Source organism: Thalassotalea ponticola, assembly GCF_041379045.1.
Taxonomy (GTDB): Bacteria; Pseudomonadota; Gammaproteobacteria; order Enterobacterales; family Alteromonadaceae; genus Thalassotalea_A; species Thalassotalea_A ponticola.
Genome location: NZ_CP166871.1, coordinates 2,136,187 through 2,162,893, shown reverse-complemented (window position 1 = coordinate 2,162,893; position 26,707 = coordinate 2,136,187). Strand labels below are relative to the sequence as shown.

The window sequence follows — 26,707 nt, the reverse complement described above, 5'->3', positions numbered from 1 at the left end:
GTTAATAATCTCGGATTAAACCCCTAATTGATAATTATTTGCAACTAGACAGTCAGTATAATAATACGACCGAAGAGACTATCTTTGGGTACTACAGATAAAAATAAAGCCCTTAAAAATATTAAGGGCTTTATCGTCTAATACGCATGTAAGTGGCACGTCAACACAATTGACGACACGGTGTTTAATCGAGTAATTCGGCTAAACACATTTCATCCATTAATTGTTCAATCCAAGCATCAACGCGTTGCTCGGTTAGCTCTGGTTGACGATCTTCATCTAGTGCTAAACCAATAAAGGTGTTATCGTCTACAAGCGCTTTTGACGCTTCAAATTCATAACCATCGGTAGACCAGTTACCAACGATAATGGCGCCTTTAGATTCACTAATATCACGCAGTGGTGCCATCGCATCAACAAAGTATTCAGCGTAATCTTCTTGATCACCTAAACCGAAAATAGCAACGAGCTTGTCGGTGAAATCAATTTCCTCTAGCTCAGGTAAGAAATCATCCCAATCGCATTGGTTTTCACCATAGTACCAAGTTGGAATACCGAGAATGAGTAAATCGAATTCTGCGATATCTTCTTTGGTGCTTTTGGCAATATCTTTAACATCAACGTTTTTCTTACCCAGTTTCTTCTGGATCATTTTTGCAACAGCTTCAGTGTTGCCTGTGTCACTACCAAAAAATAGACCGACGGTTGCCATGTATCTATAACCTTTTCTTTGTTACTTTTGTGAAACTAATGCGTCAACAAGCAATGATTCAATTAATTCACTGCGGCTTACGCCTTTGTCTTTTGCCATGCCATCAAGCTGCTCAAACAACTGCTGATGTACTTTAAATTCTACGCGTTTAAGGCCTTTGCTTTTATCGCGTTTAACCTGGTTGCGTTTGTTAATTTTTACCTGAACTTCCCTAGGGTATGGGTTGGTTCTAGGGCGACCAGGACGTTTCTCGTCAACAAACAGATCTATGGTGGTTAAATCTGTAGCTTCTTTCGCCATAATTTTAGCCTAATCCCTTGCTTTCCCATATCACTTGAATAATACCTTTAGCGATAAAACCCGCACAGCCGAGGAATAATACGAAGTAAACTATGTATTGGCCTTTTTTTGGCACGTTATTCTTTTTCATCACGTCGTATATCGACATGCCAATAAAAAAGAAAATCGCGACAAAAAATAAGTTGAGGCCTATCGTCTCGATTAATTCTAAATGTTCGGAAAGCATACTACATCCTTTAAAATTACGGCGGCACTATAGCACAGTCGCTAGGGTAAATGTACTGCCATTCACTGATTTTTTAACGCAATGTTCAAGCCATGTGCGGCCTTGGTAAAAACGCGCCACGTGTTGGGGCATTTTTAACGATCGATAAAGTCTTGCACAATCTTATTAAAAGCCACCGGCTTTTCTGCGTGTAACCAATGGCCCGCGCCTTGAATTATTTTCGCTTTCGCCTTGGGGAAGCGCTGCAAAATCACCGGTTGATGCTCGGTTGTTATGTAGTTTGAATTGGCACCTTTGATAAACAACACCTCGCCATCAAAACTTCCGTGGTCAAAACCGGTGGCAATAGACGCGTAGTTTTTGTCAATTGCATCAATATTAACTCGCCAGTAAAAACCGCTGTCATTTTTCGCTAAATTCTTTAATAAAAACTGACGAACTCCGGGCTCATCTACCGCGGTTTGCAATAGGGTGTCCGCATCTCTTCTCGACTTTATCGCGGTTAAATCGATGGCTCGTAGGCCATTGATAATGGCGTTGTGATGAGGTGGGTAGGTAACCGGCGCGATGTCGGCAACGATCAGTTTGTCAACCAAACTCGGCTTTGTTAGCGCTATCTGCATAGCGATTTTGCCACCCATGGAATGTCCTAAAAAATGGGCCTTGTTAATATTTAGTGACGCTAACAAGGCAATCACATCATCAGCCATCAGTTGGTAATTCATCTGGTCACGGTGAAATGATTGACCGTGATTGCGCACATCAACGCTGATCACGTGATGCTGTTCACTCAACGGCTTGGCAATCATATTAAGGTTTTCAAGACTGCCGAATAAACCGTGAATTAGTACTATCGGTGATGTGTCTTTACTAACACCATCATTGAGTGATTGATAATGCAATATTGAGTTGCTGGTCATGACGCTCCCTGATTACGACGAAGGATAGATTTTGCGCGTATTTTAAAGCAATTATTGAACAATACCAATTGCCTGTGACTAATTGGTTAGCTAAATCCCATCGAGTTAATGGGTTTTTATAAAAAATTGCAAAATTCACTGCACAGCAGGGTAGGAAGTTAATGACATCGTGGTTATAATCGATACACTAATGTTACAAACTATGCCTTTGCGCTTGCTTTAGGCAAAGTCTACACATATTTCGCCACAGACAAATGGCGCAGTAGCTTTGTCAGTTGACGGTGATTTGAATAGCGTAAATAGCTTAACTAGCCACAATAATAATATATTCGGAATTTTCATGAAAACCATCGAAATTGATGACGAGCTATATCAATATATAGCTAGCAACACTAAGTTTATAGGTGAAAGTGCTTCTGACATTCTGCGTCGTTTGCTCAAGGTTTCAGCTCGCGCGACAGCTGAAACGGCAACGGCCAACGTTGATCTAAGTGTCGATAACACAGGTTCAAAGCCGGTTGACGCAAGCACAGAGCAAGCGTCTGCGACCTCGTCACACCTTGATGCGCTAGCAATAGACAGCGATGAACCTGCAAGCAGTGACCAAACTGATGAAAGCAGTGATAATAATGTTGTCGTAACGCAACCGACTGAGCCCACACAAAACGTATTTGATTTAATCAACAAAGAAGAATTGGCAATGCAACGTGGCGCCGTTGGACGTTTCTTGCTTATTCTGTCAACTTTGTATCGCATTCAAAATCAAGAGTTTGAGCAGGTGTTGGATATTCGCGGTCGCGACCGTTTGTACTTTGCAAAAAGTGAAGACGAGTTATTGGAATACGGCAGTTCAACAAAACCCAAAATGATCCCTAATTCGAGCTACTGGGTGATCACCAATTCAAATACCACTAAGAAAAAGCGCATGTTAACGGATGTGGCTATCGCGCTTGGTTACAGCGCCGATGATGCCGAGCGAATCCGCGATTTGTTGTAGCCAATTGAGCCACAAATTGACGAGGCATCAACCGACGCAGCAAACAGGAAAGGGACAATAGATGAGTGTACACGAACACGCTGGTAAGCCGGCAAGAGAGCAAGACCGAATTAATATCGCCAAGTTGGTGAGTCATTATTATCAGCTTAAGCCTGACATGAATATCGCCGAACAACGGGTGTCATTTGGTACCTCTGGGCATCGCGGTAGTGCTGATAAGTCGAGCTTTAACGAACAACACATCAAAGCTATTTGCCAAGCGGTTGCCGAATACCGCCAGAAGCAAGGATTTAGCGGACCGATGTTTTTGGGCAAAGACACGCATGCCTTATCTGAGCCGGCTTTTATCACCGCCATTAGCGTGTTAATCGCCAATGGTGTGCCTGTGGTTATTCAAGCTGATCAAGGCTTTACCCCGACTCCTGTGATTTCTCGTCTGATCATTGTTCACAATGCCAAGCACAGTGAACAAGCTGATGGTTTAATTATTACCCCATCGCACAACCCTCCTAGCGACGGTGGTATTAAATACAACCCACCACACGGTGGACCTGCCGAAGGTGACATTACCAAGCTTATTGAGCAACGCGCCAATGACCTGCTAATGGCGCAATTGGCCGAGGTAAAGTGCATCGATATTAATGATGCAATGCAATCGCCGTTGTTGAGTAAACAGGACTTTGTCGAGTTTTATGCTGAACAACTGGCCAATGTCATTGACATGCAGGCGATCAGTAAAGCCGGTGTTAAAGTTGGCGTTGATCCACTCGGCGGCTCGGGTATTCACTACTGGCCGGTGATTGCCAAAAAATACAACCTAAACCTCGAGGTGGTCAATCCAGCGGTCGATGCCAGCTTTAGCTTTATGACCCTAGATAAAGACGGCAAAATACGCATGGATTGCTCGTCACCGTATGCGATGGCGGGGTTAATCGCGATGAAAGACGACTTCGATATCAGCGTCGGTAACGACCCAGATTTTGACCGTCACGGTATTGTTACCCCAAGTGGTGGATTGATGAATCCTAACCATTATTTGGCGGTCGCTATTCACTACTTATTCACTCATCGCAACTGGCCGAGTAGCGCTAAAATCGGCAAGACACTGGTGTCGAGCTCGTTAATCGATCGCCTTGCAAACCAACTCAATAAGCCACTTAGCGAAGTACCGGTTGGTTTTAAGTGGTTTGTAGATGGGTTAAAAGATTCTAGCTACGGTTTTGGTGGTGAAGAAAGTGCCGGCGCGTCGTTTTTAGCAATGGATGGCAGTTGCTGGACCACCGACAAAGACGGCTTCATTATGTGTTTGTTAGCGGCCGAAATTATTGCGGTTACTGGAAAGGACCCTTACCAGTGGTACCTTGAACTAGCCGAGCAGCTTGGCACATCCAGTTATGGTCGAGTTGAAGCGGTGGCAAGCTTTGAGCAAAAAGCGGTACTTTCATCGCTTAGCCAAGACGACGTCACTCAGTCGACGTTAGCTGGCGAAGATATTAAGGCCGTGCTCAGTCACGCTCCGGGCAATAATGCGGCCATCGGTGGCGTAAAAGTGGTCACCGACAACGGATGGTTTGCGGCAAGGCCTTCAGGAACTGAAGATATTTATAAGATTTATGGTGAGAGCTTTTTAGGTGACGAACACCTAGAAAGTATTTTCACCGATGCCAAGGCGCTGGTCTCAGCGGCATTTAAAAAAGCGGGTTTATAAGTGAAACGCGCAAATGCGCGTGTTTAGCTAGCAGAAAGCCCGTATAAGTCTTTACAATCAAGGACCTAAAATACTAGGTCCTTTTAATATCCCCCCGTCACGCTCTAGAGGCTATTGCTCGTTAACAGTAGCATTGACGTGGACATTACTTTTATATCAATCGAGCAATGAGCTTTTTTGTTAACCCCCTTGTACTGCCCACTTTATATCCTTTACACTTAGCCCACCATTTTTTGACTTGTAGTTATCCTCGTGTCTGAATTAAAACAACAATTATTAACCTCTGCCGATTTCTTAGCTCTCACCCGTGCCAACCCTGATTATCTCGCGCCATTTTCGCACACCTTGAGTTTTGGCCAGAGCCAGCGCCAAGTAAACATGCATGTGCTCGATACAGGAGTTGTTTGCTTTGAACCCGCAGCGCAAACAACCGATAGTGATATCGTGCTATCTTGTGCGGTACACGGTAATGAAACCGCACCGATTGAAATTTGCCAACAATTAATTGAGCAAATTATCAATGGTCAGTTACCTCTGACTCAGCGCGTGCTGTTTTTATTTGGTAACCCTCCGGCAATAAACTTAGGTCAACGGTTTGTTGAAGAAAACTTAAACCGCTTGTTTAGCGGTGCCCATAGTCAGGGCGAGGGGTTGTGCAATGCTGAGCGACGTCGCGCTAAAGCGCTAGAGCAATTTGTTGCTGACTTTTTTGCTCAAGGAGCCAAGCTTAGTGCTCAGCGAAAACGCTTGCATTACGATTTACATACCGCGATCAGAGCGTCAAAAAATGATAAATTTGCCGTGTACCCATATTTACACGGTGAACCACGCAATAAAGAGCAGCTTCAGTTTTTACTAAAATGTGGCATCAACACGGTGTTGCTATCAAATAGCCCAACAACAACCTTCAGCTATTTTTCTGCCAGGCAGTTTGGCGCTCATGCATTTACCGTCGAGTTGGGCAAAGTAAGACCATTTGGCGAAAATGACATGGAAAATTTTGCCGATTGCCAAACCGCGTTATATCGCTTACTCAGTGGCCAAGAACTGCAGTTAAAACCATTTGATCTGGCCGATTTTAATTTGTTTAAAATATTTAAAATCATTAACCGAGAGCAACAAGACTTTGTCTTGCACTTTGCTGAAGATGCGCCAAATTTTAGTGACTTCGAGCAAGGTTACCTGCTGGCCACTGACGGAGACCAAGAACATAGAGTGACCGAACCGGGTGAAGCGATTATTTTTCCCAATGCAGACGTAGCAATAGGGCAAAGAGCACTTCTGACGGTTATTCCTTGTTCGTTAGACGAATAAACAGGCTGCGTATTTAAAAGGGTTTACAGGTGTTCTGCTAAGCCCTTTTTAGTGATGTAAATTTTACTTTCCACTACTCTTACTGAGCAAACACCGAATTTGTGTAAAATATTGCAACCAAGCGAGCCTAATTGTAAAGTTCAGGCATAAAAATAACGGTCGTATTTTGTCTTGTATTTTTACAGGCAAAACACTTTTTTTAAACGTCCGATCATTCAGGTTTACGGCAGGTGCGTATACTTTATACATACTTTGCTATAGCAAACACTAGAGAAGCTTATGAATACCGAAAAGTATCCACAGGGCAGGGTTGTCCATAGCCCAGAATATATCGATGGCCTTGCAGTTGATATTCCCATTCTAAAAATTTTAAAACAGGATGGCAGCCTTTACGACGGTGCTGATATGCCAAGCATAGACCAAGCACATGCGGAAAAAATTTACAAAACACTGGCGTTTCATCGCGTGCTTGACGAGCGCATGATTGCCTCGCAGCGCCAAGGTCGCTTGAGCTTTTACATGGCTGCATTAGGCGAAGAAGCAGCGACGGTTGGCAGTGCTGCCGCACTTGATGACGAAGATATGATCATGGCGCAATACCGCGAGCAAGGCGCTTTAATCTATCGCGGTTTTAGTTTAGAAAACTTCATGAACCAAATGTTTTCAAATGAGCGCGATTTGGGTAAAGGCCGTCAAATGCCAATCCATTACGGCTCACAAGACAAGCATTACATGACCGTATCGTCACCACTGGCAACGCAAGTACCGCAAGCTGCGGGCTACGCCTACGGTCAAAAACTGCAAGGTAATAACAAGATCACCATTTGTTACTTAGGTGAAGGGGCCGCCTCGGAAGGTGATTTTCACGCGGGCTTAAATATGGCTGCAGTTCACCAAGCACCAGTGATCTTTTTCTGTCGCAACAACGGATATGCGATTTCAACGCCATCAACCGAACAATACGCGGGTAACGGTATTGCGTCTCGCGGTGTTGGCTACGACATCAAAACCATTCGCGTTGATGGCAACGATATTTTAGCCGTGTTAAAAGCCACGCAAGAAGCGCGCAAATATGCGGTTGAGGAATCTAAACCGGTACTTATTGAGGCGATGTCATATCGCTTGGGAGCACATTCAACCTCGGATGATCCAAGTGGTTACCGCACCAAAGAAGAAGAAGCTAAGTACGCGCAACACGACCCAATTTTGCGTATGAAAAACTGGATGCTAGCACAACAGTGGTGGACAGAAGAGCAAGACAAGTCATTGTTTGATGAGTATCGCGAGCAAGTTCTAGCCGCGGTTAAAGTCGCAGAAGTCATTGAAAAGCCAGCCATTGAAGAGCTAATTACTGATGTTTACGACCAGCCAACTCCGGCGTTAGAGCAGCAACTAGAGCAATTAAAACAGCATATTAAAAAGTACCCAGACGCGTACCCAGTGACGGCAGGGAGAATCAAGTAATGGCAAAAATGAATTTGTTACAAGCGATTAATAACGCATTAGACATCGCTATGGAAGAAGATGACTCGACGCTGTGTTTTGGTGAAGACGTTGGTCATTTTGGTGGTGTATTCCGCGCCACTTCTAACTTGCAAGAGAAATACGGTAAGCACCGTTGTTTTAACACCCCGCTTGTTGAACAAGGTATTCTTGGCTTTGCCAATGGTTTGGCCGCTCAGGGTTCTCGTCCTGTAGCCGAAATTCAATTTGCCGATTATATCTTTCCGGCATTTGACCAAATCGTCAATGAATCTGCCAAATTTCGCTACCGCTCGGGTAACGAGTTTAACGTTGGTAAGTTAACTATTCGCACCCCATACGGCGGTGGTATCGCCGGTGGTTTGTATCACTCGCAATCGCCAGAAGCCTATTTTGCTCATACGCCAGGACTTAAAATTGTTGTTCCGCGCAACCCATATCAAGCCAAAGGCTTGTTACTAGCCTCGATTCGCGACGATAACCCTGTGGTGTTCTTTGAACCGAAGAAGCTATATAGAGCATCGGTTGGGGAAGTACCTGAAGACGATTATCAAATTCCACTTGGTAAGGCGGAAATTGTAAAACAAGGTACAGATATCACCTTGTTAGGTTGGGGCGCGCAAATGGAAACGCTAGAAAAAGCCGCTGTCATGGCAGAGAAGCAAGGCGTATCATGTGAAATTATCGATTTACGTACCATTTTACCGTGGGATGTCGATACGGTCGCAGCTTCAGTCACTAAAACAGGTCGTTTACTTATTAACCACGAAGCGCCATTAACCGGTGGTTTTGCTGGTGAAATTGCCGCGACTATTCAAGATAAATGCTTTTTGAATTTAGAGTCACCAATTGCTCGAGTGTGTGGTTTAGATACCCCATTCCCACTTGCTCATGAAAAAGAATACATGCCGGATGAGCTGAAAACCTTTGAAGCAATTATGGCTTCAATCAACTACTAAGGAACTTGGCAATGAGTATCGATTTTATTTTACCGGATATTGGCGAAGGCATTGTAGAGTGCGAAATCGTTGAATGGTTAGTGGCAGAAGGTGAGCACATTGAGGAAGACCAACCGGTATGTGATGTGATGACTGACAAAGCCTTGGTGCAAATTCCTGCAATGCATTCTGGCGTTGTTGACAAGCTGTATTATGCCAAGGGCGATATTGCCAAGGTGCATGAACCGCTATTTGCCATGACGCCTGAAAACGCACAGGCAGCTTCGCCAACAGCCGTTGCCGCACAGAGCGCTGAACAGCCCGAACAAGCAAGCTCTGCGGTGACCAATGCCGCATCAGGCGGAGTGGTTGAAGACTTTATTTTACCGGATATCGGCGAGGGCATTGTCGAGTGTGAAATTGTTGAATGGTTGGTTCAAGAAGGCGATGTCATAGAAGAAGACCAGCCTGTTGTTGATGTAATGACTGATAAAGCATTAGTGCAAATTCCTGCTAAATACGCCGGTAAAGTGGTTACATTACATTATGCAAAAGGTGAAATAGCGAAAGTTCACCAGCCTTTATTTGCCATTGAAATTGCCGGCACCGTAGCAACTGCGAGCGAGCAGCCAGCAGCGACTCAAGTCAACCAAGCAGCTAAGGCCTCAGAGCAAGTACCAGCGAAAGTGGCGACGGCAGACGCTGCAACAACCAATCAACAATCATCGGCAAACGTTGCTCAAGGCAAAGCGTTAGCAAGCCCTGCGGTACGCCGAGTTGCCCGTGAACTAGGTGTTAATATCCATCAAGTACCAGGCAGTGGTCCTAAAGGCCGAGTGTTTAAAGATGATGTGCGCGCCTTTGCCAATGGCGAACGCGCTCAACCAGTAGCGACAACTGCGCCAGTAGAATCAACCAATAACACCCGTGTAGAGCCTATTCGCGGAGTGAAAGCGGCGATGGCAAAAGCGATGGTAGCCTCGGTATCGACGATCCCACACTTTACCTATTGTGAAGAGATCGACATGACCAAACTGATTGCGCTGCGCAGTGAGTTGAAAGAGGTTTACGCCAAACAAGACATCAAGCTGACGATGATGCCATTTTTTATGAAAGCGATGTCGCTTGCGCTTAAGCAATTCCCGGTGATGAATTCGCAGCCTAATGACGAGTGTACCGAACTAACCTATTTTGATGACCACAATATAGGTATGGCGGTTGATTCAAAAGTTGGCCTGTTAGTACCAAACGTCAAGCGCGTTCAAGAGCTGTCTATTGTTGATGTGGCCAAAGAAGTAACACGCTTAACCAATGATGCGCGTTCAGGTCGAGTTGCGAGTAGTGATTTAAAAGGTGGCACGATCAGCATTTCAAATATTGGTGCATTAGGCGGAACAGTTGCGACGCCAATCATCAATAAACCAGAAGTGGCGATTGTCGCCTTAGGCAAGTTACAAACACTACCGCGCTTTAACGAGCAAGGCGAGGTTGAAGCCCGCTCGATTATGCAAGTGAGTTGGTCTGGCGACCACCGCATTATCGATGGTGGTACCATTGCCCGCTTCAGCAATTTGTGGAAGTCATTCCTCGAAGAGCCAACCAACATGTTGATGCACATGGCATAACGCTTAACGCAATGGGTTAAGCGTGCAACCAGATTAGCCATTAGCACGGTTGAATAGAGATCAAGGACCTATGTGAATAGGTCCTTTTTTTATTTGTTCTTATGATTAAAAAAGGTGTGTGACAAAGCCACTTGTCACGCCCACGTCAATGGCCTGCTAAGCATATTTAAAACAGCGATTTTGCACTTATCGTTTTGTCAGTACATATCAGCTCTGTCTGCAATATTGCGTTTATAAGCGCCGGTGATATGGCTATTCAACGCCAACACTATTGCATCTTACTTGGCATGTATTAAACTAACGCCTCTGTTGTACCTCTGAGGTAGAGTGTTTACCGCGAAGTTTGGTTGATAGCCGCTCGCTTAAAAAGTTGTTCGTTTATGAAAGTCATTATTCACATTGCCGTTTTCATTTTGTCGAGTTTAATCGCCACCGCTCAGGCCAACACCACATATCATCGCGTTGATTTAGTGAAGGTTGATAAATCCGCACGGGTGATGTATTTAATGGCTGGAGAAGACGTGGTAAAGCAATACCACATTGCACTGGGGGCATCGCCCAAAGGCCACAAGGTAAAAGAGGGAGATAGCAAAACCCCTGAAGGCGAATACATACTCGACTATAAAAAAGAGGACTCCCAGTTTTATCGTGCGATGCACATCAGTTACCCCAATGCCAAAGACAAAGCCAGAGCGCGTATGCTTGGTGTTGACCCCGGGGGCTTTATTATGGTTCACGGTCAACGCAACGGGGATCGCCGAGATGCCAAGCGCCGTCAACGCTTTAACTGGACAGATGGCTGCATTGCGCTGACCAATGAGCAAATGGATGAGTTTATGGCGCTGGTTGAAACTGGCACTCGCATTCATATTGAGTGGTAGCACGGCACACGCCGTAGCAGCAATAAAAAATTATAATTAAAAAGGCAGCCAAGGCTGCCTTTTTACTAAACCATTACGGTGACCTTACATGACGCGCATGCCAGGCTCTGCGCCTTGGTCAGGGTTTAAAATAAAGATGTCTTTGCCTCCAGGACCGGCGGCAATGATCATGCCTTCTGACATCCCAAAACGCATTTTACGCGGTGCTAAGTTGGCAACGACAACCGTTAACTTACCAATTAAGTCTTCTGGTTGGTAAGCCGATTTAATACCAGCGAATATTTGACGTTTTTCTCCGCCTAAATCCACTTCTATGCGCAGCAACTTGTCGGCTTTCTCAACGTGCTCGGCGGTAACAATTTTTGCTACGCGCAGATCAACTTTGGCAAAATCGTCAAAGCTGATTTCATCACTGATCGGGTCATCGGCAAGCGGACCGCTGATGGCTGTGGCTTGTGCACTTGCCAAGTTTTCTTTTGAATCATCAACCATAGCGTTTACTTTATCCATATCTACGCGCTGCATAAGCGCTTTAAATTTATTGATTTTGTGGTTAGTCAACAAGGTTTTGTGACCGTCCCATTGAAGTTCATCATTTAAGAAGTCAGCCGATTTTTGCGCCAGCTCTGGTAATACCGGTTTTAAGTAAATCATTAAGATTCTAAACAAGTTAATGCCCATAGAGCACACGTCTTGTACTTCTTTTTCTTTGCCTTCTTGTTTTGCCAAAACCCAAGGCTCTTTAACAGCGATGTACTCATTTACTTTGTCTGCTAAAGCCATAATTTCACGCATCGCTCGACCAAACTCGCGATTTTCATAATGGCTTGCGATAGAGTCACCGGCAGCCATTACGTCATTGGCAAGCGCTTGGTCGTCAATATCGGTCGATAGCATGCCGTCAAACTTTTTACTGATAAAACCGGCACAACGCGAGGCGATATTTACCACTTTACCAACCAGATCCGAATTTACGCGCTGCGCAAAATCTTCAAGGTTTAAATCCAAATCATCAATGCGACTAGTTAATTTGGCGGCAAAGTAATAACGCAAGAACTCAGGGTTCAAGTGGTCTAAATAAGTACGACCTTTGATAAAGGTACCCTTTGATTTACTCATTTTGGTACCGTTTACGGTTACAAAACCGTGCGCGTAAACCGATGTTGGTTGTCTAAAACCGGATCCTTTTAACATCGCCGGCCAAAACAGCGAGTGGAAGTAAATAATGTCTTTACCGATAAAATGGTACAGCTCAGCCTCAGAGTCTTGTTGCCAAAATTCATCAAAGTTGATGCCCTTTTTGTCACATAGGTTTTTAAAGCTACCCATATAACCGATAGGCGCGTCTAACCAGACATAGAAAAACTTGCCAGGTGCATTGGGAATTTCAAAACCAAAGTATGGCGCGTCGCGGCTGATGTCCCACTGCTGAAGGCCAGACTCAAACCATTCGTTGAGTTTGTTTGCCATTTCTTCTTGCAGAGAACCCGAGGTAGTCCAGTCTTTAAGCATTTGTTCAAAAGCCGGTAAGTCAAAGAAAAAGTGCTCAGAATCTTTCATTACCGGTGTTGCGCCTGAAACCACCGACTTAGGATTAACTAACTCGGTTGGCGAGTACGTTGCACCGCAGCTATCGCAGTTGTCACCGTTTTGATCTTCGCTACCACATTTAGGACAGGTGCCCTTAACGAAGCGATCCGGTAAAAACATTTGTTTTTCTGGATCGAACAGTTGTGAAATGGTGCGACGCTTAATATAACCATTTTCGTCTAGGCGGTTGTAAATTAATTCAGCAAACTGGCGGTTTTCATCGCTGTGAGTTGAGTGATAGTTGTCAAACTCAATGTGAAAATCGGCAAAATCTGCCATGTGCTCTTCGCGCACTTGCTCAATCATTTGCTCAGGGCTAATACCCAATTGTTGAGCTTTTAACATGATTGGTGTGCCATGGGCGTCATCAGCACACACGTAATATGCTTCGTGACCACGCATCTTCTGGAAACGCACCCAGATATCGGTTTGAATATATTCAAGAAGGTGACCTAAGTGGATTGGGCCATTGGCGTATGGCAGGGCACTGGTCACCAAAATTTTGCGATTTTTATCACTCATTTGACTATTTGCCTGATTATGAAATTATTTAATAGAAATATGGCCTCGGATAGTACAGAATTTAAGGCGTATTTTCATTAAGAAATCTTATAAATTATAAGAAAAACTGCCGACTATGTTTAAAAAGTTTTTTTCATCACCCAAAAAGGACATGCAATTGCTAAATCAAGTAACTCAGTTTCTCGAACAATATCAGCAGAGCCCATTTTCGTTTGGTTTAGACGCAGCGATGAAAGAATGGCAGGTCAAGCGAGACGGCGACAGTATTTGCTTGTGTTTCACCGCCTACTTTGCTTGTCAAAAAGGCATCGAGCAGCTAGCAACAGCAGTTGTTGAGAAATTTGAAATCGATGTCGATGTTGAGCTTGATTATCACATTGAACCGGTGCGTCAGCACGGTGTTAAGGGAGTGAAAAACATTATTGCCATCGCCTCAGGTAAGGGCGGGGTAGGTAAGTCTACGACCACGGTTAATTTAGCGTATGCCCTTGCTGAGCAGGGGGCTAATGTGGCCATTCTCGATGCCGATATATACGGGCCGTCTATTCCCACTATGTTGGGTATTGAAGGTGCTCGACCGGTTTCGCTTGACGGCAAATCAATGCAACCTATTTTTGTCAATGGCTTGACCGCTATGTCAATTGGCTTTTTGGTATCTGATAAAGACGCCACCATTTGGCGAGGGCCAATGGCAAGTTCGGCATTTGCACAAATGCTTAACGAAACCCAATGGCAAACTGAGCAGGGCGATGATATCGACTATCTTCTCATTGATATGCCGCCAGGAACTGGCGACATTCAACTTACCTTGGCACAAAAAGTACCGGTTGCCGGAGCCGTTGTGGTCACCACCCCGCAAGATATCGCCCTCAAAGATGCAGTCAAAGGCATAGCCATGTTTGATAAAGTGCAGGTGCCTGTTTTAGGCGTGATTGAGAATATGAGTTATCACGTCTGTGAGCATTGCCAACATCCATCACCGCTGTTTGGTGAAGGCGGTGCTATGCGCTTAGCTGAACAATACGATATTGAGGTGTTAGGGCAGTTGCCATTGCACATAGCGATTCGCGAGCACAGCGACCAGGGCGAAAACGTAATTACTGAAAATACTGCTAGCGAAGTCAGTGAAAACTACCGTAAAATAGCGATTAATATGGCCGCTGGTTTGTTTTATCAGCTTGATGCGAAAAGTCCTCAAACACCAACGATAACGACTATCGCAGAGTAGCGGCTCGATGACGAGAATAACAGAAGAAAAATTATGAGATTATGTGACCGCGATATTATTGAATTACTAAACCAAGAAAAAATTAAAATTAACCCTCGCCCAGATGAGACAATGATCTCCGGAGTAAGTGTTGATATCAGTTTAGGTAATAAGTTTCGAGTGTTTCAAGATCACAATGCACCGTATATTGATTTAAGCGGCCCTAAGAATGACGTGCAGACCGCGATGAATACAGTGATGAGTGAGGAAATCCATATTGATGATGGTGAAGCCTTTTTCTTACACCCTGGTGAGTTAGCTTTAGGCGTTACCTATGAATCGGTAACCTTACCTGCAGACATCGTTGGTTGGTTAGACGGTCGCTCGTCGTTAGCGCGTTTGGGGTTAATGGTTCACGTTACGGCGCATCGCATCGATCCGGGGTGGTCAGGGCAGGTGGTATTGGAGTTTTATAACTCAGGAAAATTACCTTTGGCTTTACGTCCGAAAATGATTATTGCCGCACTTAACTTTGAAACTATGTCAGGTGAGGCTCTTCGCCCATACAACAAACGGGTTGATGCCAAATACAAAGATCAACAAGGTGCGGTAGCAAGTCGGATTAGTGAAGACGACAAAAGTGCTTAGCGGCGAAGAGGTAGTTAACGTTTTCCTTTAGAGTTGCCATCTAAAGTCGTCTTTAACTGTATGTAACGCCACTACACAAGTGGCGCTTACAAGTGGCGTTTCAGAATTGGCGTCAGTCGACATTATGATGTATTAACCGCCAATGTCATATCGATAGCAGTGCTCGTGCTCTGAGTTCACCTACAACGTTCTTCTTACCCCAGTTCAGCTACCCCAGTTAAGCGGTTACGTGACTTATCGACTTTGGTGACGAATGAGTTGCCGCGTCAACGTCATTACTCGTCTTTAGCGTTGGCGCCGGCGTTAGTATCTCAATGGCTTGTTCAATCGCACCAATTAATTTGTCTTTGTCGTGAAAGTAGCGCTCTTGGTCGCTCGCTAGCGGACAGGTGAGTTGCTTTACTAACTGCGATGTCTCTTTGCTATTTTCGCTGATCACTAAATCAATTGGTTGGAAGCCAAGGTTGTGCTTTAGCCATGCTAATTTTTGGTCAATGGTCAACTGCCCGGCAGGTGATTCCTCTTTGATAATATTATCGATGTAAATACAGTGAGCACGGCTTTTCTTAATCGCCTTACTGATATCTTTAACTAACAGAGGAGGAACGACCGACGTTAAGAAGCTTCCGGGCCCAATGATAATCACATCGGCTTGTTTAATTGCATTAATGGTTTCCGGCAGAGCTTTGACCAACGGCGCAAGCATCATTGTGTCTGGCATACTCACCATATCGTCAACCGATAGCTCGCCCACTTTAACGCGACCTTCACTGTAAAAGGCCATCAGGTCAGTTGGCGTTTCAGACATTGGGTGCACACTCGTTTTGACTCGCAACATATTACTGATCAAGGTGATTGAATCGAGCGGGCGGGTATGAATATCGTTTAGCGCGTATAAAATAAGATTCCCCAAGTTGTGACCAGTTAATTCGTCTTGACCGCCAAAACGAAAGTTCATCAACTGACTACCAACCGAATCACTGGCTGCTAACTGGGTTAAACAATTGCGTAAATCGCCCCACGCAATGGTACTTGATCGACGTCTGAGTTTGCCGGTTGAACCACCGTTATCGGTTGTGGTAACGACACCAGTGAGCTTGTTTTCTAAAAAGGAGAGTGTTGACAATACGCGCCCTAAGCCATGGCCACCGCCAAGCGCTACCACATTCATTGATTTTAATTGCATCCAATCATGTCCTGTTATTAAGTTGGCTTGATGCCAACGCCCGTGCGTGAGTGATTTTACCTAAGAGCTACTGGTTATCAAAGTGGATACACTGACTCGGGTCGTTTTTTATGACTATTGTAATGATATCAAGTGTAGCTAATTGACAGCGATTTTGCGACAGAGGCAACACCTTCATATAAAGGTTTTGTTAGCAGGGTAAAATTAACTGCGTGTTCATTGTATTGGCCAATCGAGGTAAAGCAAATGAAACAAACCTGCAAGTTGATGAAAAACCACCATCAGGTCAGAGAAAAAAGCCAAAAAACAAACAAAGCGATCATTAAATGAGCGAACAAGCGTTTTTTCAGATTAATTTCAAAAAATGTGTTGACAGTTTTTCAAGTACTCCATACAATGCGCCTCGTTTTCAACGACAGTCCAAGGCCAACGTTGAAAGGTCAAGTAGAGGGGCCATAGCTCAGCTGGGAGAGCGCTTCGCTGGCAGCGAAGAGGTCTGCGGTTCGATCCCGCATGGCTCCACCATTTTACTTAGTGACCTTGTCATCGTTAGAGTTGTTGAAGTTGTTTGTCATTGTTTTTGATAATCAATTTTGCGTCCCGTTCGTCTAGAGGCCTAGGACACCGCCCTTTCACGGCGGTAACAGGGGTTCGAATCCCCTACGGGATGCCATTATTTTTTGAAAGTAAGTTTGAAAGTTCTTAGTGCCCGGTGGTAAGCCACCAGACACCAAAGTATACTGTTAATCAGTAATTTTTGTGTCCCGTTCGTCTAGAGGCCTAGGACACCGCCCTTTCACGGCGGTAACAGGGGTTCGAATCCCCTACGGGATGCCAACTTATTTTCTGATGAGTAAAGTTTGAAAGTTCTTAGTGCCCGATGGTAAGCCATCAGACACCAAAGTATACTGATTAATCAGTAATTTTTGTGTCCCGTTCGTCTAGAGGCCTAGGACACCGCCCTTTCACGGCGGTAACAGGGGTTCGAATCCCCTACGGGATGCCACTTTATTTATCACACATATTTTATCTTAGGTTTCAGTTGTTATTGTTAATGACAACTCATATTAAATGCTCGCATTTAATCTCAGCGTCCCGTTCGTCTAGAGGCCTAGGACACCGCCCTTTCACGGCGGTAACAGGGGTTCGAATCCCCTACGGGATGCCACTTATTTTATCTTAGGTTTCAGTTGTTATTGCTAATGACAACACATATTAAATGTTCGCATTTAATCTCAGCGTCCCGTTCGTCTAGAGGCCTAGGACACCGCCCTTTCACGGCGGTAACAGGGGTTCGAATCCCCTACGGGATGCCACTTCTTTAGTGAGAAAAAGCCGGCTTTATGCCGGCTTTTTTGCATCTGTCGTTTGTTCTCCGCTCCGTCACGCCTTCATAATCATATATCCATATGATGAAATGTTGGCACAAGATGAAAGTAAAGCGCACATGAGGAATAGGGCGTACGGCATAGCTAACCTTCGTCGTAACAAAGGTGATGTTGTTTTATTCGAGCAATAACAAACAGTGCGGTGCCAACCAAAGCAACACCGCCCAGTGTTTGCCAATGCGTTACATTGGTTTGCAGCATTGCCCATAGACTAAGGATTAAAGCTATTGGAGCGGTTAGCACAATGGTTGTGTTGAACCGACTCTTGCCTGCTCGTTGTCTAAGAGAGGGTAAGGCTATTATCGAGCCGATATAAGCGATTAACCGAGCTAAGGTGCTTACCGCGGCTAGCGCTAAAAAGTCATCCCAAAGAGAGATCAAAATTGCCCCTGCACCGAAAAATATAATCGAATTGGCAGGTGTACCCCAACGAGATACCTTGCCAAACCAGGTAGGTAATAGCCCATCATCGGCGAGTGCTGGAGGCATTCGACTCGCTGAGGTGTGTCCTGCAGTGAGGTTGGCAAGGACGCTGATGACGATCGTCCCAGCAATAAGCAGGGAGCCAATGTTACCACCGTACTCACCCGCCAAAGAGGTCAGGGGCGCTTCAGAGCCACTGCCTGCAATCGAGCTGTAGCTGTAGGCCCATTGTAAGCCAAAATAGAACAAGGTTACGATGGCAAGACCAAGCACCAAGGCGTGGGGCATTGACCGTTGAGGGTTTTTGGTCTCACCCGCTGGAATCGTTGCATTTTCAAAACCGACGAAGGCATACAACGCCGCAAGGGCAACACCCTCGACGGCGCTAAATTTTGGAAGTTCCACAGAGCCGTGTACAGACGCGTGATAAATACCGAACAACATCAATACTAATAAAGGTAACAGCTTTAACACTGTTAACGTACCAAGTACGGTGACTGCGCGCTTTATACCGATAACGTTGATAAACGTTATTGTACTGAGTAAGGCAATGATCACTATGACTTTGGCAATACCGTCATTAAGAATTGGAAATAGCGCTGCGGCATAGGCGACGAGAACCAATACATTGGCGCCTTGACTGATCAACCGGGCGGCAAAGAAGTTCCAGCCAACAATAAAGCCCGGGTAGGGACCAAAGGCATCACTAACATAGCGCTGTGGTCCGCCTGACTTATCGGTCAGTTTCGTCAGTTCGGCAAAACAGATAACGATGGTCATGACCAGTAGTCCACCAATAAGTAATAACCAAGGTGAAAAGGTGCCGACAGCAGCATAGAGTGCTTCAGGTAGTCCAAAAATACCGGCCCCAATTAAGCCATTGACGACAATGAAAAATACACCCAGCATGCCCATGTCACGACGATATTTTAAGTTGGCACCCTGCATCAGCATCTCCTTGCGGTGTTAATAACAATCCATAGCATAACATTAAAAAACAGTGGGTAAATAGTAGCCTGACATGAAAATTCGTTTCAACGATAGACCGGTTTAACTGATTGATATACTGCACAATTAAATTATTTTAGCCTCAACCCAAACGGGGATGGTTATAGGTACCTTACCTTTTCATTTAGCGGGCGGATGGGAGATGGAACAATATCAAACTAAGACACACTGTCTTGTTTTAGGTAAGGCTGAAATGCCAACGTTAGATGAAAACGAAATCTTAGTACAAACCAAAGCCATAGGATCTGAACTGGCACAAATTAAATTGGAACCAAATACTCAAAATATATTGAGTTAGAGTTGTTTGTGAACGGTCGAATATGGAAATTTGCATCGGCCAAAATTATAGCGTAACTTATTGATTAATAAATAGTAGCGAGTGACTGTTGTGAGCCTCTAACACCGCTGTCGATTATTAGTAGCCGTTTTTGAGGAGAAAATACATTGACGCAATTAGCATTAAAAATGCGAATCTATCGCAACGGTAGTTAACCAACTGTAGCCTGGAATATTCGGGGAATAGGAACTTAAATGATTTTAAAACGGACTTGTTTATCTTTAGTAATACTAGCAACTATACCATTTAGTACTAATGCAAACACAGGCGAAACCTTAAACGCCCAGTTTAAGTCCGCCTATTACTCATATCAAAAATCGTTAGAAACTAATGATAGAAATGCGCAATTTAAGCATGCTGAAGCGGCCTATCTGCTAGGCAAGCAACTCTATGGCGAAAAAGATATCAATACAGCAAACTTAGCTTTAATTTTAGCGCGAGAACACCTCCAGAACAATCAAGAGGAACAAGCTGAGCAGCTACTTTTAACGACATTAAATATTTTCAAAAGTAAATATGGAGAAAATGCCATTGAGCTTGCAGAAATATTTATCCTTTTGGGTCAATCAGCTCTCTTCAAAGTAGAAAAAGAGATAAATTATTACCTTGACGCTTTAGCTATTGCCAAGGACCATGAAGAAGAACTTCCTTATGTTAATGCGCAAATTCAATTGGATGCAGGAGCAGCATTACTTCGTCTAGGTTCTCGCAAAAGTGATGTTATTTTAGCAGCACAAAAGTATCTTACTGAAAATTTACCTGAAAACGATAAGCGAGTGGTTAGCGCTAATTTTTGGGCGGGTAGATATTATTTGGCTCGAAAAAAGTATAACAAAGCGATTGATTTCTTTGAGGCTAATTTGCGTGTATTTGAATCTCTCGACGGTGTAACTCACCCTCTAGAACTTAGTACCCATGCATTTCTAATTGACGCGTTAGAAAATACGGGAAAAAGTGATCAAGCCACGAAGCATTGTATAGCCATTGGTTCAATGACACCTTGGCTCGATGATCAAGAACAAACACCGTTGTTTAGACGCAGTCCTAAATATCCAATTAATTATGCTCGCAAAGGGAAATCAGGGTGGGTGGATATAGGCTTTACTGTTAATGAATTCGGAATGGTTTTGGAACCAAAAATATTAGCGTCTAATGGTGGCCATTTGTTTGAGAAGTCAGCTTTGGCAGCAATCGAGACATGGCGCTATGCACCTAAATTTGAAGATGGTAAGCCGATACAAGCATACACAACGGTGCGGCTCGACTTTAAAATGGCAGAATAAAAGGTGATAGTGATAGATTATGACTCTGCTTCACGCGACATTTAGGCGGCTTGAAGCAGACGTTAAATCTAATGCAGGTATTGTCCAGACAATACACAAAAGATACGGTTAAATAAAAAAATTATAAAAATTCGACTGTTTTAACCTTTGCTCAGTACAAACCTCAGCCATATATGTGCGCTCGCCATCAAGTGATTTTTGGTCTCTATTACCTACCGCCAATCCTCTCTTATTTGTTAACTAACTGTTGCCTGGCTGTTGATTTTAAACGGGCATAGCGTTAGGTTAATGATTAGCAGTAAATTAGGGAAAGGTATGGCAACGCAAAAATTAGGGTTTTGGACAACCACTTCATTAGTTACCGGTAACATGGTCGGTAGCGGCATCTTCTTACTACCAGCAGCATTAGCAAACTTTGGCGGCATCAGTTTATTTGGCTGGATTATCTCGGCGCTTGGGGCGTTATCTCTAGCCTATGTGTTTGCCAGTTTGGCGCGTCAGATCCGTGGCTCGGGTGGGCCTTACAAATACGCTCAGCATCATTTCGGCGATCTAATGGGCTACATTGTCGCTTGGGGCTACTGGTTTTGCGTGGTCACGGCCAATGCGGCAATCGCGCTTGCGTTAGTCAGTTACTTGTCGGTATTTATCCCTATCTTGGCGGCTGATAACCTTATCGCCACCCTGGCAACACTCGCTTTTGTCTGGATTTTAGTGGGGGTTAATTTGCTCGGTCTTAAAGAGGCGGGTCAAGTACAGCTGTTGACCACGTTAGCTAAAGTGATCCCACTGATCGCAATCGCCGTGGTAGGCGTGTTCTTTATGCAAGAGCAGCACTTTGAGCCGTTTAATCGCTCGGGTGACAGTATCTTTTCTGCAGTATCATCGGTGGCGGCCATGACCATGTGGGCGTTTTTAGGTCTTGAGTCGGCAAATATTCCCGCTAATGATGTAGAGAGCCCTGAAAAGAATGTCCCTCGTGCCGCATTATTGGGAACCTTAATTGCCGCCTGTATTTACATTCCCAGCACGTTTGCTGTACTTGGCTTAATTGCGCCCGAACAACTTGCACAATCTAATGCACCGTTTGCAGATGCGGCTGCATTGTTATTTGGTCAGTGGGCTTATTACGCGGTGGCATTTATTGCTGTGGTTTCGTGTTTTGGTACATTAAACGGTTGGACCTTGGTAGTGGGGCAAGTGCCTATGGCGGCGGCAAAAGATTCACTACTACCTAGAGTGTTTGCCAAAACTTCAAAAAATGGCGTGCCCGCTAACGCCATTATCTTATCGTCATTATTAGTCTCGGCATTGGTGTTGATGAATGCCAGCGATAACTTGGTCGAACAGTTTACGTTTGTTATTTTACTGTCCACGTTAACCAGTCTGTTACCGTATTTAGTGTGTGCGATTATTCACGCCTTGATGCTTTACGGCGGACAAGCAAGCCATAAACTTAGTTTTGCATCGGCTAGCGTATCACTCTTTGCCATTGTGTTCTCCGCTTGGATTATTGTAAATACGGGTTTTGACGCCATATTTTGGGGCTGTGTATTGCTTATAGCCGGTTTGCCTGTTTATGCCTTGATGCGGCGAGCGCAACGCTTGGTGAGTAACGAGTTTAGCGAATAACACGGTTTTGTTACCGCTGGCGTTGCAAAGGATGACCGATATTAATTAGTCATCCTTGATAGGTGTTTTTCACTATTTGGTATTAGACTTAAGTAAGGTCACAAATAGGCGAATCCCCCATGGTAAAATCCCTTTGCAAGTGGAAGAAAAAAGAAGTCGAAGCACATTTGCACGAATTGTGGCATATTGTCGATAAGCCGCGTTTTATATGTAAAGATTGCGCCAGAGCATCACACACCAAAGGCTATTTGTGCAAACCGGTAAAACTGCCGCATGAGCAGCACAAAGGCAGTTAAAATCGTATAGATATTGATGACACAAGCCAGCCTTCTTTGTTTTACCCTAACGCACCTGCAAAATAATATCGATATCGTCTAACACCGCTTTTTCATCCTGTAAATCCGCGCTCAACAAGTGTTGCTCTTGCAACCAGTTGTCTGTAAATGTGATGGTCAGTTTCTTTTTACTCGCTTTAACTGTGTAGGCGGCGAGAAACTGGTTTTGTCGTTTTTGATTAAACAGCACCGCGAGTCTAAAAATAGCCAACAAGCGACACACGTCACGATCGATAAATAGGGTAAATTCATCCAACTCATCTGGCTTTATTTTTTTTCGATAAAAGCGAATTAGTAAGGTGAGTAACTGTTGCTCTTCTTGTGAGAAACCAAGTAAATCGGCGTTGCTGACAATGTAAGCCGAGTGTTTGTTTACCGCGGATGAATTAATATGTAAGCCTATTTCATGCAGTTTAGCGGCCCACATAAGTATATTGGCTGCGTCGGTTATGCTGTCAAATGGCCAATCCAACTTGACTTGTTCGAGTATGTCAAAGCAGGTTGAGCAAACCCTATCGGCTTGGGCAGTATCGATATTCATACGTGCAATCAAGCTATCGACACTGCGCACTCGTATATCATCTTGTTGTAGTTGGTCTTCCATGTCGTATAAGGCTCCTTCGCGCAGTGCCTTATCGTTATACTGTAGCTCATTGATTTGCAGGATTTCGAAGGCACCAAGCATGACCGCTAAACCGGCAACAATAACGCTTTTTCTATCTTCATTAATTCCGTCAAGGTCGATATCGTCAAAATGCTTAAACGTTAATAACCGCTTTTTGAGTTTGAGCAACGCTGAATGACTGAGGGTATTGTCGCAATACCCATTGGCCGTCGCGGCTTCGAGTAATGCCGATGCGGTGCCTGAGGTGCCTATGCATATATCCCAGCCAATGCGTTGATATCGTTCAACGATAGGTTGGATTTCCTGCTCAACTTTCATTAGCGCTTTGTTAAATCGCTTATTCGATATTTTACCATCGGGGAAAACGGCATTGCTTAAATTGACGCATCCGACATTGCGACTGGATAATGCCAAGGTGTCAAACTGTTGACCAAGAGCAAATTCTGTTGACCCACCGCCAATATCAATCACCAAGCGTTTACCGGTAAAGTGCATACTGTGCGCCACACCTGAATAAATTAGACGGGCTTCGTCTTTGCCACTAATGATTTGAATAGGGTAGGGTAATATCGACTTTGCGCGTTTGATAAAATCATTGCGATTGACCGCTGCTCTTAGGGTATAGGTGGCAATGATATTAACGTGATCGGGATGAAACCCTTTGAGCGTGTCGGCAAAAATGGCCAGTGTTTCTAAGCCTCTGTTAATGGCTTCTTCACTCAGCACGAGATCGCTGTCAAGACCTTGCGCAAGGCGCACCTTGATTTTCTCTCGCAATAATATTTGCACGTCATTCGCGACAATACGCGCCAACACCAAGTGAAAGCTATTCGACCCGAGATCGGCCACAGCAATGGTATGTGCGTTTATATCTTGGTTATCAATAGTTGTCTCAACATTATCGCTCATCGTCACTTATACTGGTATACCCTAATCTATATAGTGTAGTTGATGGATTATTTGGCTTTAGCAGATTTTTTATCCTCAGATACTAACTTGGTCTGCTCTAATGCCTTTAAATACAGATACGTTTGCTGCTGAGAAGAACGCGCTTTATCACCATCTTGTGTTACGTAATCATTTGTTTGTGAGGCGTTAATAATGCGTGCCTTGCAATTGTCGTTAAAACCAAACTCCACCATGTCGATGATTTGTTGCTTTAAGTCATCTTCGTAAATGGGCACACTCACTTCAACTCGATCTTCAATATTTCGGGTCATCCAGTCAGCGGAACTTAAAAATACTTTATTGGCGCCGTTGGCATAAAAAATCATCACCCGCGAATGTTCTAAATAGCGGTCAACCACGCTGATTACGGTGATATTGTTACCGGCCTTTGGGTGATCGGCTATTAGCGAGCACATGCCGCGAATTAGCAATCGCACCGTCACCCCTGCCGCGCTTGCGAGATACAGTTTATCAATCAAGCGTTGGTCGACTAAATTATTGAGTTTTAGGGTGATAGAAGCAGGTATGCTTGCCTTGGCGTTAATGATTTCATTTTGGATAAGGCGCTCGAGTTGTTCTCTTTGGTTAATTGGCGAGAGCAGTAAATGATCAAAGTTAAACTGCTTATAACTGTGTTCGATGAATCTAAACACATTGTTAACTTCTTCTGCAATTTGTTGTTTCTTGGTGAAATAGGCAAAATCGGTATAAATTTTGGCGGTATCTTCGTTAAAGTTACCGGTACTAATTTGCGCGTACTTAACGATTTCACCATTTTCTTGGCGGTTCACCAAGCACAGTTTAGAGTGTACCTTCAGTGACGGGATACCAAATAACACCTTTATCCCAGCATCGGTCATCCGTTTAGACCACTCAATATTGTTGCTTTCGTCAAAGCGAGCGCGCAGTTCAACATTAACGGTAACCTTTTTGCCATTGCGCACCGCGTCGAGCAGGGAGCCAATGACTTGCGACTTTGCCGCAACTCGATAAATGTTTAATTTTATTGATGTCACTCTTGGATCGTACGACGCTTGGCGGACAAACTCGGTAAAGTGGTTGAATGAATGATAGGGGTAATGCAGCAAGATGTCTTTATCTGAAATGGCTTCGAAAACCGTGGTAAAGCGAGTGAAATCACCGCATATCATAGGTTGCCAAGGTTGATAACACAGCTCGGGTTTATTGAAATTGGGAAAGCTAATAAAGTCTCTGAAATTGCGATAGCGACTGCCGGGTAAAGTGGTGTCATAATTGGTAAAGCCGAGTAGTTTTTTTAGCTTTTTTTCCATCCTAAGAGGCATATCTTGATCGCGTACAACACGCACGGGCTCAGTGTGCAAGCGCTGCTTAATACCTTTAGACATTTTCACTAAGATCGAGTCATCAATATCGTCTTCGCTGAGATAGTACTCCGCGTCGCGAGTGATTTTAAACGAGTACGCCTGTAACTTGTCAAACTCAAACAAACCGCTAAATATTCTGGGTAAGGCATAACAAATGACATCGTCGAGTAAGATGATTTTCTGTCTCTTGCTGTCTTTTTCTTGCGGCAGTAAGACAAAGCGTTCACTGTCTTTTATCGGTACATCAATCGCCGCGTACTGACGTTGCTCTTGGCACTGAATTTCGACAAATAGATAAGTGATGTGATCTTCAATGACATGCTGAAAATCAATGTTTTTACTAACGATCAGTGGTTGTATATAGGGGAGAACTTGGGCATCGAAATACTGTTTAAGCCATTGCCGGTGAAAATCACTGAGCATGCTGTGATCGATAATCTCCAAGCCCTGTTGTTTTAAGTCGTGGCAGATGTCGTTATAAGCTTGATTAAACAATGTGTTAAATGCTAATACCTGTTGTTCGATTTGCTGTAATAAGCGCTGGTATTGTTCTACGGCTAGCTCATTACCGGCGGCTTTTTGCAGTAACGCATTACGCTTGATATCAGACACTTTTACCCGAAAAAATTCGTCTTGGTTATTGGAGAAAATACCGAGAAAACGCAATCGTTCAATGCTTGGATTGCGCGAGTCTTGTGCTTCTTGCAGTACGCGTGCATTAAATGCAAGCCAACTGAGGTGGCGAGAAAAATAATCTTCGTTGCTAAATTCTGCGAACATAAACTCACTCGTTCGACCGGACGATTGTCTACTAACGACAAATCAGTACCGCTTGTTTTTAAAGATGAGACTGTCGGGATGGCCAAGAACGTTTGTCCATCGCTCAGTGCTACCAAGGCACCACCCGTTGTATACTGGGATACGGCTCGATTGCTTGACGTACTGACTTAGCTCATTGACTCAACTCGCTGTCTTGACGCAAGACCGATAGCGCAACGGCCCCGGACGTCAGCGGTGTACGAATCAATGATCGATCGGGGTATCGCACTTTACCCGCACAGCAGTGGTCGCTATGGCTTGTTCCATGTAAAAGCATAGGAAAGGACAACACCAATCGCAAGCATTT

At 44.3% G+C, this 26,707-nt stretch carries 22 protein-coding genes and 6 tRNA genes; 19 read left to right on the top strand and 9 right to left on the bottom strand.

Annotated elements, in window-relative coordinates; genetic code table 11:
- Positions 1 to 184 precede the first annotated feature (184 nt).
- The 4 genes from fldA to ACAY30_RS09300 all read right to left on the bottom strand — a co-directional run bounded on the left by fldA (position 185) and on the right by ACAY30_RS09300 (position 2,158).
- Positions 185 to 712, bottom strand: a complete 528-nt coding sequence (gene fldA, locus ACAY30_RS09315) for a flavodoxin FldA (RefSeq protein WP_290251102.1) — start codon at positions 710 to 712, stop codon at positions 185 to 187.
- A gap of 21 nt (positions 713 to 733) precedes the next feature.
- On the bottom strand, positions 734 to 1,012 hold the full coding sequence (ybfE, locus tag ACAY30_RS09310) for a LexA regulated protein (RefSeq protein WP_290251101.1): 279 nt from the start codon (positions 1,010 to 1,012) through the stop codon (positions 734 to 736).
- 4 nt (positions 1,013 to 1,016) lie between these two features.
- Positions 1,017 to 1,238: a DUF2788 domain-containing protein gene (locus tag ACAY30_RS09305; RefSeq protein WP_290251100.1), complete on the bottom strand. Its 222-nt coding sequence runs from the start codon at positions 1,236 to 1,238 to the stop codon at positions 1,017 to 1,019.
- A 134-nt stretch (positions 1,239 to 1,372) separates the two neighbouring features.
- Complete coding sequence (locus ACAY30_RS09300; protein WP_290251099.1) at positions 1,373 to 2,158, bottom strand: alpha/beta fold hydrolase; 786 nt, start codon at positions 2,156 to 2,158, stop codon at positions 1,373 to 1,375.
- Between the two features lie 340 nt (positions 2,159 to 2,498).
- Here ACAY30_RS09300 and seqA point away from each other — a divergent pair, with 340 nt between their 5' ends.
- From seqA to ACAY30_RS09265, 7 genes are all read left to right on the top strand, one after another.
- On the top strand, positions 2,499 to 3,155 hold the full coding sequence (gene seqA, locus ACAY30_RS09295) for a replication initiation negative regulator SeqA (RefSeq protein WP_290251098.1): 657 nt from the start codon (positions 2,499 to 2,501) through the stop codon (positions 3,153 to 3,155).
- Positions 3,156 to 3,216: 61 nt separating this feature from the next.
- Positions 3,217 to 4,863, top strand: coding sequence for a phosphoglucomutase (alpha-D-glucose-1,6-bisphosphate-dependent) (gene pgm / locus ACAY30_RS09290; protein WP_290251097.1), 1,647 nt, complete (start codon positions 3,217 to 3,219; stop codon positions 4,861 to 4,863).
- Between the two features lie 252 nt (positions 4,864 to 5,115).
- Positions 5,116 to 6,177, top strand: coding sequence for a succinylglutamate desuccinylase (gene astE / locus ACAY30_RS09285; RefSeq protein ID WP_290251096.1), 1,062 nt, complete (start codon positions 5,116 to 5,118; stop codon positions 6,175 to 6,177).
- Positions 6,178 to 6,456: 279 nt separating this feature from the next.
- Complete coding sequence (locus ACAY30_RS09280) at positions 6,457 to 7,641, top strand: thiamine pyrophosphate-dependent dehydrogenase E1 component subunit alpha (RefSeq protein WP_290251095.1); 1,185 nt, start codon at positions 6,457 to 6,459, stop codon at positions 7,639 to 7,641.
- Positions 7,641 to 8,618 (top strand): alpha-ketoacid dehydrogenase subunit beta, encoded by a 978-nt coding sequence (locus ACAY30_RS09275; RefSeq protein ID WP_290251094.1) that lies wholly within the window; start codon positions 7,641 to 7,643, stop codon positions 8,616 to 8,618. The genes ACAY30_RS09280 and ACAY30_RS09275 overlap by 1 nt, the downstream gene beginning before the upstream one ends.
- An 11-nt stretch (positions 8,619 to 8,629) precedes the next feature.
- The gene (locus ACAY30_RS09270; RefSeq protein WP_290251093.1) at positions 8,630 to 10,222 is read left to right on the top strand and encodes a dihydrolipoyllysine-residue acetyltransferase; all 1,593 of its coding nucleotides are present in this window, start codon (positions 8,630 to 8,632) and stop codon (positions 10,220 to 10,222) included.
- A 380-nt stretch (positions 10,223 to 10,602) separates the two neighbouring features.
- Positions 10,603 to 11,103 carry a murein L,D-transpeptidase family protein gene (locus ACAY30_RS09265; RefSeq protein ID WP_290251092.1) on the top strand — a complete coding sequence of 167 codons (501 nt, stop codon included), beginning with the start codon at positions 10,603 to 10,605 and terminating at the stop codon, positions 11,101 to 11,103.
- An 84-nt stretch (positions 11,104 to 11,187) separates the two neighbouring features.
- Here the strand turns inward: ACAY30_RS09265 and metG are convergent, their stop codons facing one another.
- A complete protein-coding gene (gene metG, locus ACAY30_RS09260; RefSeq protein WP_290251091.1) occupies positions 11,188 to 13,215 on the bottom strand; it encodes a methionine--tRNA ligase in 2,028 nt (675 codons plus the stop codon).
- 115 nt (positions 13,216 to 13,330) lie between these two features.
- Between metG and apbC the strand changes: the two genes are divergently transcribed.
- A complete protein-coding gene (gene apbC, locus ACAY30_RS09255; protein WP_290251090.1) occupies positions 13,331 to 14,443 on the top strand; it encodes an iron-sulfur cluster carrier protein ApbC in 1,113 nt (370 codons plus the stop codon).
- A gap of 33 nt (positions 14,444 to 14,476) precedes the next feature.
- Entirely contained in the window at positions 14,477 to 15,070 is a 594-nt protein-coding gene (gene dcd / locus ACAY30_RS09250) for a dCTP deaminase (protein WP_290251089.1), read from the top strand.
- A gap of 217 nt (positions 15,071 to 15,287) precedes the next feature.
- Here dcd and yvcK read toward each other — a convergent pair whose 3' ends face one another.
- Positions 15,288 to 16,256, bottom strand: a complete 969-nt coding sequence (gene yvcK, locus ACAY30_RS09245; protein ID WP_290251088.1) for a uridine diphosphate-N-acetylglucosamine-binding protein YvcK — start codon at positions 16,254 to 16,256, stop codon at positions 15,288 to 15,290.
- Between the two features lie 449 nt (positions 16,257 to 16,705).
- Here yvcK and ACAY30_RS09240 point away from each other — a divergent pair.
- From ACAY30_RS09240 to ACAY30_RS09215, 6 genes are all read left to right on the top strand, one after another.
- A tRNA-Ala gene (locus ACAY30_RS09240) sits at positions 16,706 to 16,781 on the top strand.
- Positions 16,782 to 16,853: 72 nt separating this feature from the next.
- Positions 16,854 to 16,929 (top strand) — tRNA-Glu (locus ACAY30_RS09235).
- An 88-nt stretch (positions 16,930 to 17,017) separates the two neighbouring features.
- Positions 17,018 to 17,093: transfer RNA gene (locus ACAY30_RS09230), tRNA-Glu, on the top strand.
- 93 nt (positions 17,094 to 17,186) lie between these two features.
- Positions 17,187 to 17,262: transfer RNA gene (locus ACAY30_RS09225), tRNA-Glu, on the top strand.
- Between the two features lie 86 nt (positions 17,263 to 17,348).
- A tRNA-Glu gene (locus ACAY30_RS09220) sits at positions 17,349 to 17,424 on the top strand.
- A gap of 72 nt (positions 17,425 to 17,496) precedes the next feature.
- Positions 17,497 to 17,572: transfer RNA gene (locus tag ACAY30_RS09215), tRNA-Glu, on the top strand.
- Between the two features lie 156 nt (positions 17,573 to 17,728).
- Here the strand turns inward: ACAY30_RS09215 and ACAY30_RS09210 are convergent.
- Positions 17,729 to 19,015: an APC family permease gene (locus ACAY30_RS09210; RefSeq protein WP_290251087.1), complete on the bottom strand. Its 1,287-nt coding sequence runs from the start codon at positions 19,013 to 19,015 to the stop codon at positions 17,729 to 17,731.
- Between the two features lie 202 nt (positions 19,016 to 19,217).
- On the opposite strand from ACAY30_RS09210, the gene ACAY30_RS09205 reads away from it, so the two are divergent.
- The 4 genes from ACAY30_RS09205 to ACAY30_RS09190 all read left to right on the top strand — a co-directional run bounded on the left by ACAY30_RS09205 (position 19,218) and on the right by ACAY30_RS09190 (position 22,623).
- The gene (locus ACAY30_RS09205; protein WP_290251086.1) at positions 19,218 to 19,373 is read left to right on the top strand and encodes a hypothetical protein; all 156 of its coding nucleotides are present in this window, start codon (positions 19,218 to 19,220) and stop codon (positions 19,371 to 19,373) included.
- Between the two features lie 233 nt (positions 19,374 to 19,606).
- Positions 19,607 to 20,695 (top strand): TonB family protein, encoded by a 1,089-nt coding sequence (locus ACAY30_RS09200; RefSeq protein ID WP_290251085.1) that lies wholly within the window; start codon positions 19,607 to 19,609, stop codon positions 20,693 to 20,695.
- Positions 20,696 to 21,010: 315 nt separating this feature from the next.
- Positions 21,011 to 22,327 (top strand): amino acid permease, encoded by a 1,317-nt coding sequence (locus ACAY30_RS09195; RefSeq protein ID WP_290251084.1) that lies wholly within the window; start codon positions 21,011 to 21,013, stop codon positions 22,325 to 22,327.
- 119 nt (positions 22,328 to 22,446) lie between these two features.
- Positions 22,447 to 22,623: a hypothetical protein gene (locus ACAY30_RS09190; protein ID WP_290251083.1), complete on the top strand. Its 177-nt coding sequence runs from the start codon at positions 22,447 to 22,449 to the stop codon at positions 22,621 to 22,623.
- 46 nt (positions 22,624 to 22,669) lie between these two features.
- Here ACAY30_RS09190 and ACAY30_RS09185 read toward each other — a convergent pair whose 3' ends face one another.
- Positions 22,670 to 24,196, bottom strand: coding sequence for an exopolyphosphatase (locus ACAY30_RS09185; protein ID WP_290251082.1), 1,527 nt, complete (start codon positions 24,194 to 24,196; stop codon positions 22,670 to 22,672).
- A gap of 47 nt (positions 24,197 to 24,243) precedes the next feature.
- Positions 24,244 to 26,361, bottom strand: a complete 2,118-nt coding sequence (ppk1, locus tag ACAY30_RS09180) for a polyphosphate kinase 1 (protein ID WP_290251081.1) — start codon at positions 26,359 to 26,361, stop codon at positions 24,244 to 24,246.
- Between the last annotated feature and the right edge of the window lie 346 nt (positions 26,362 to 26,707).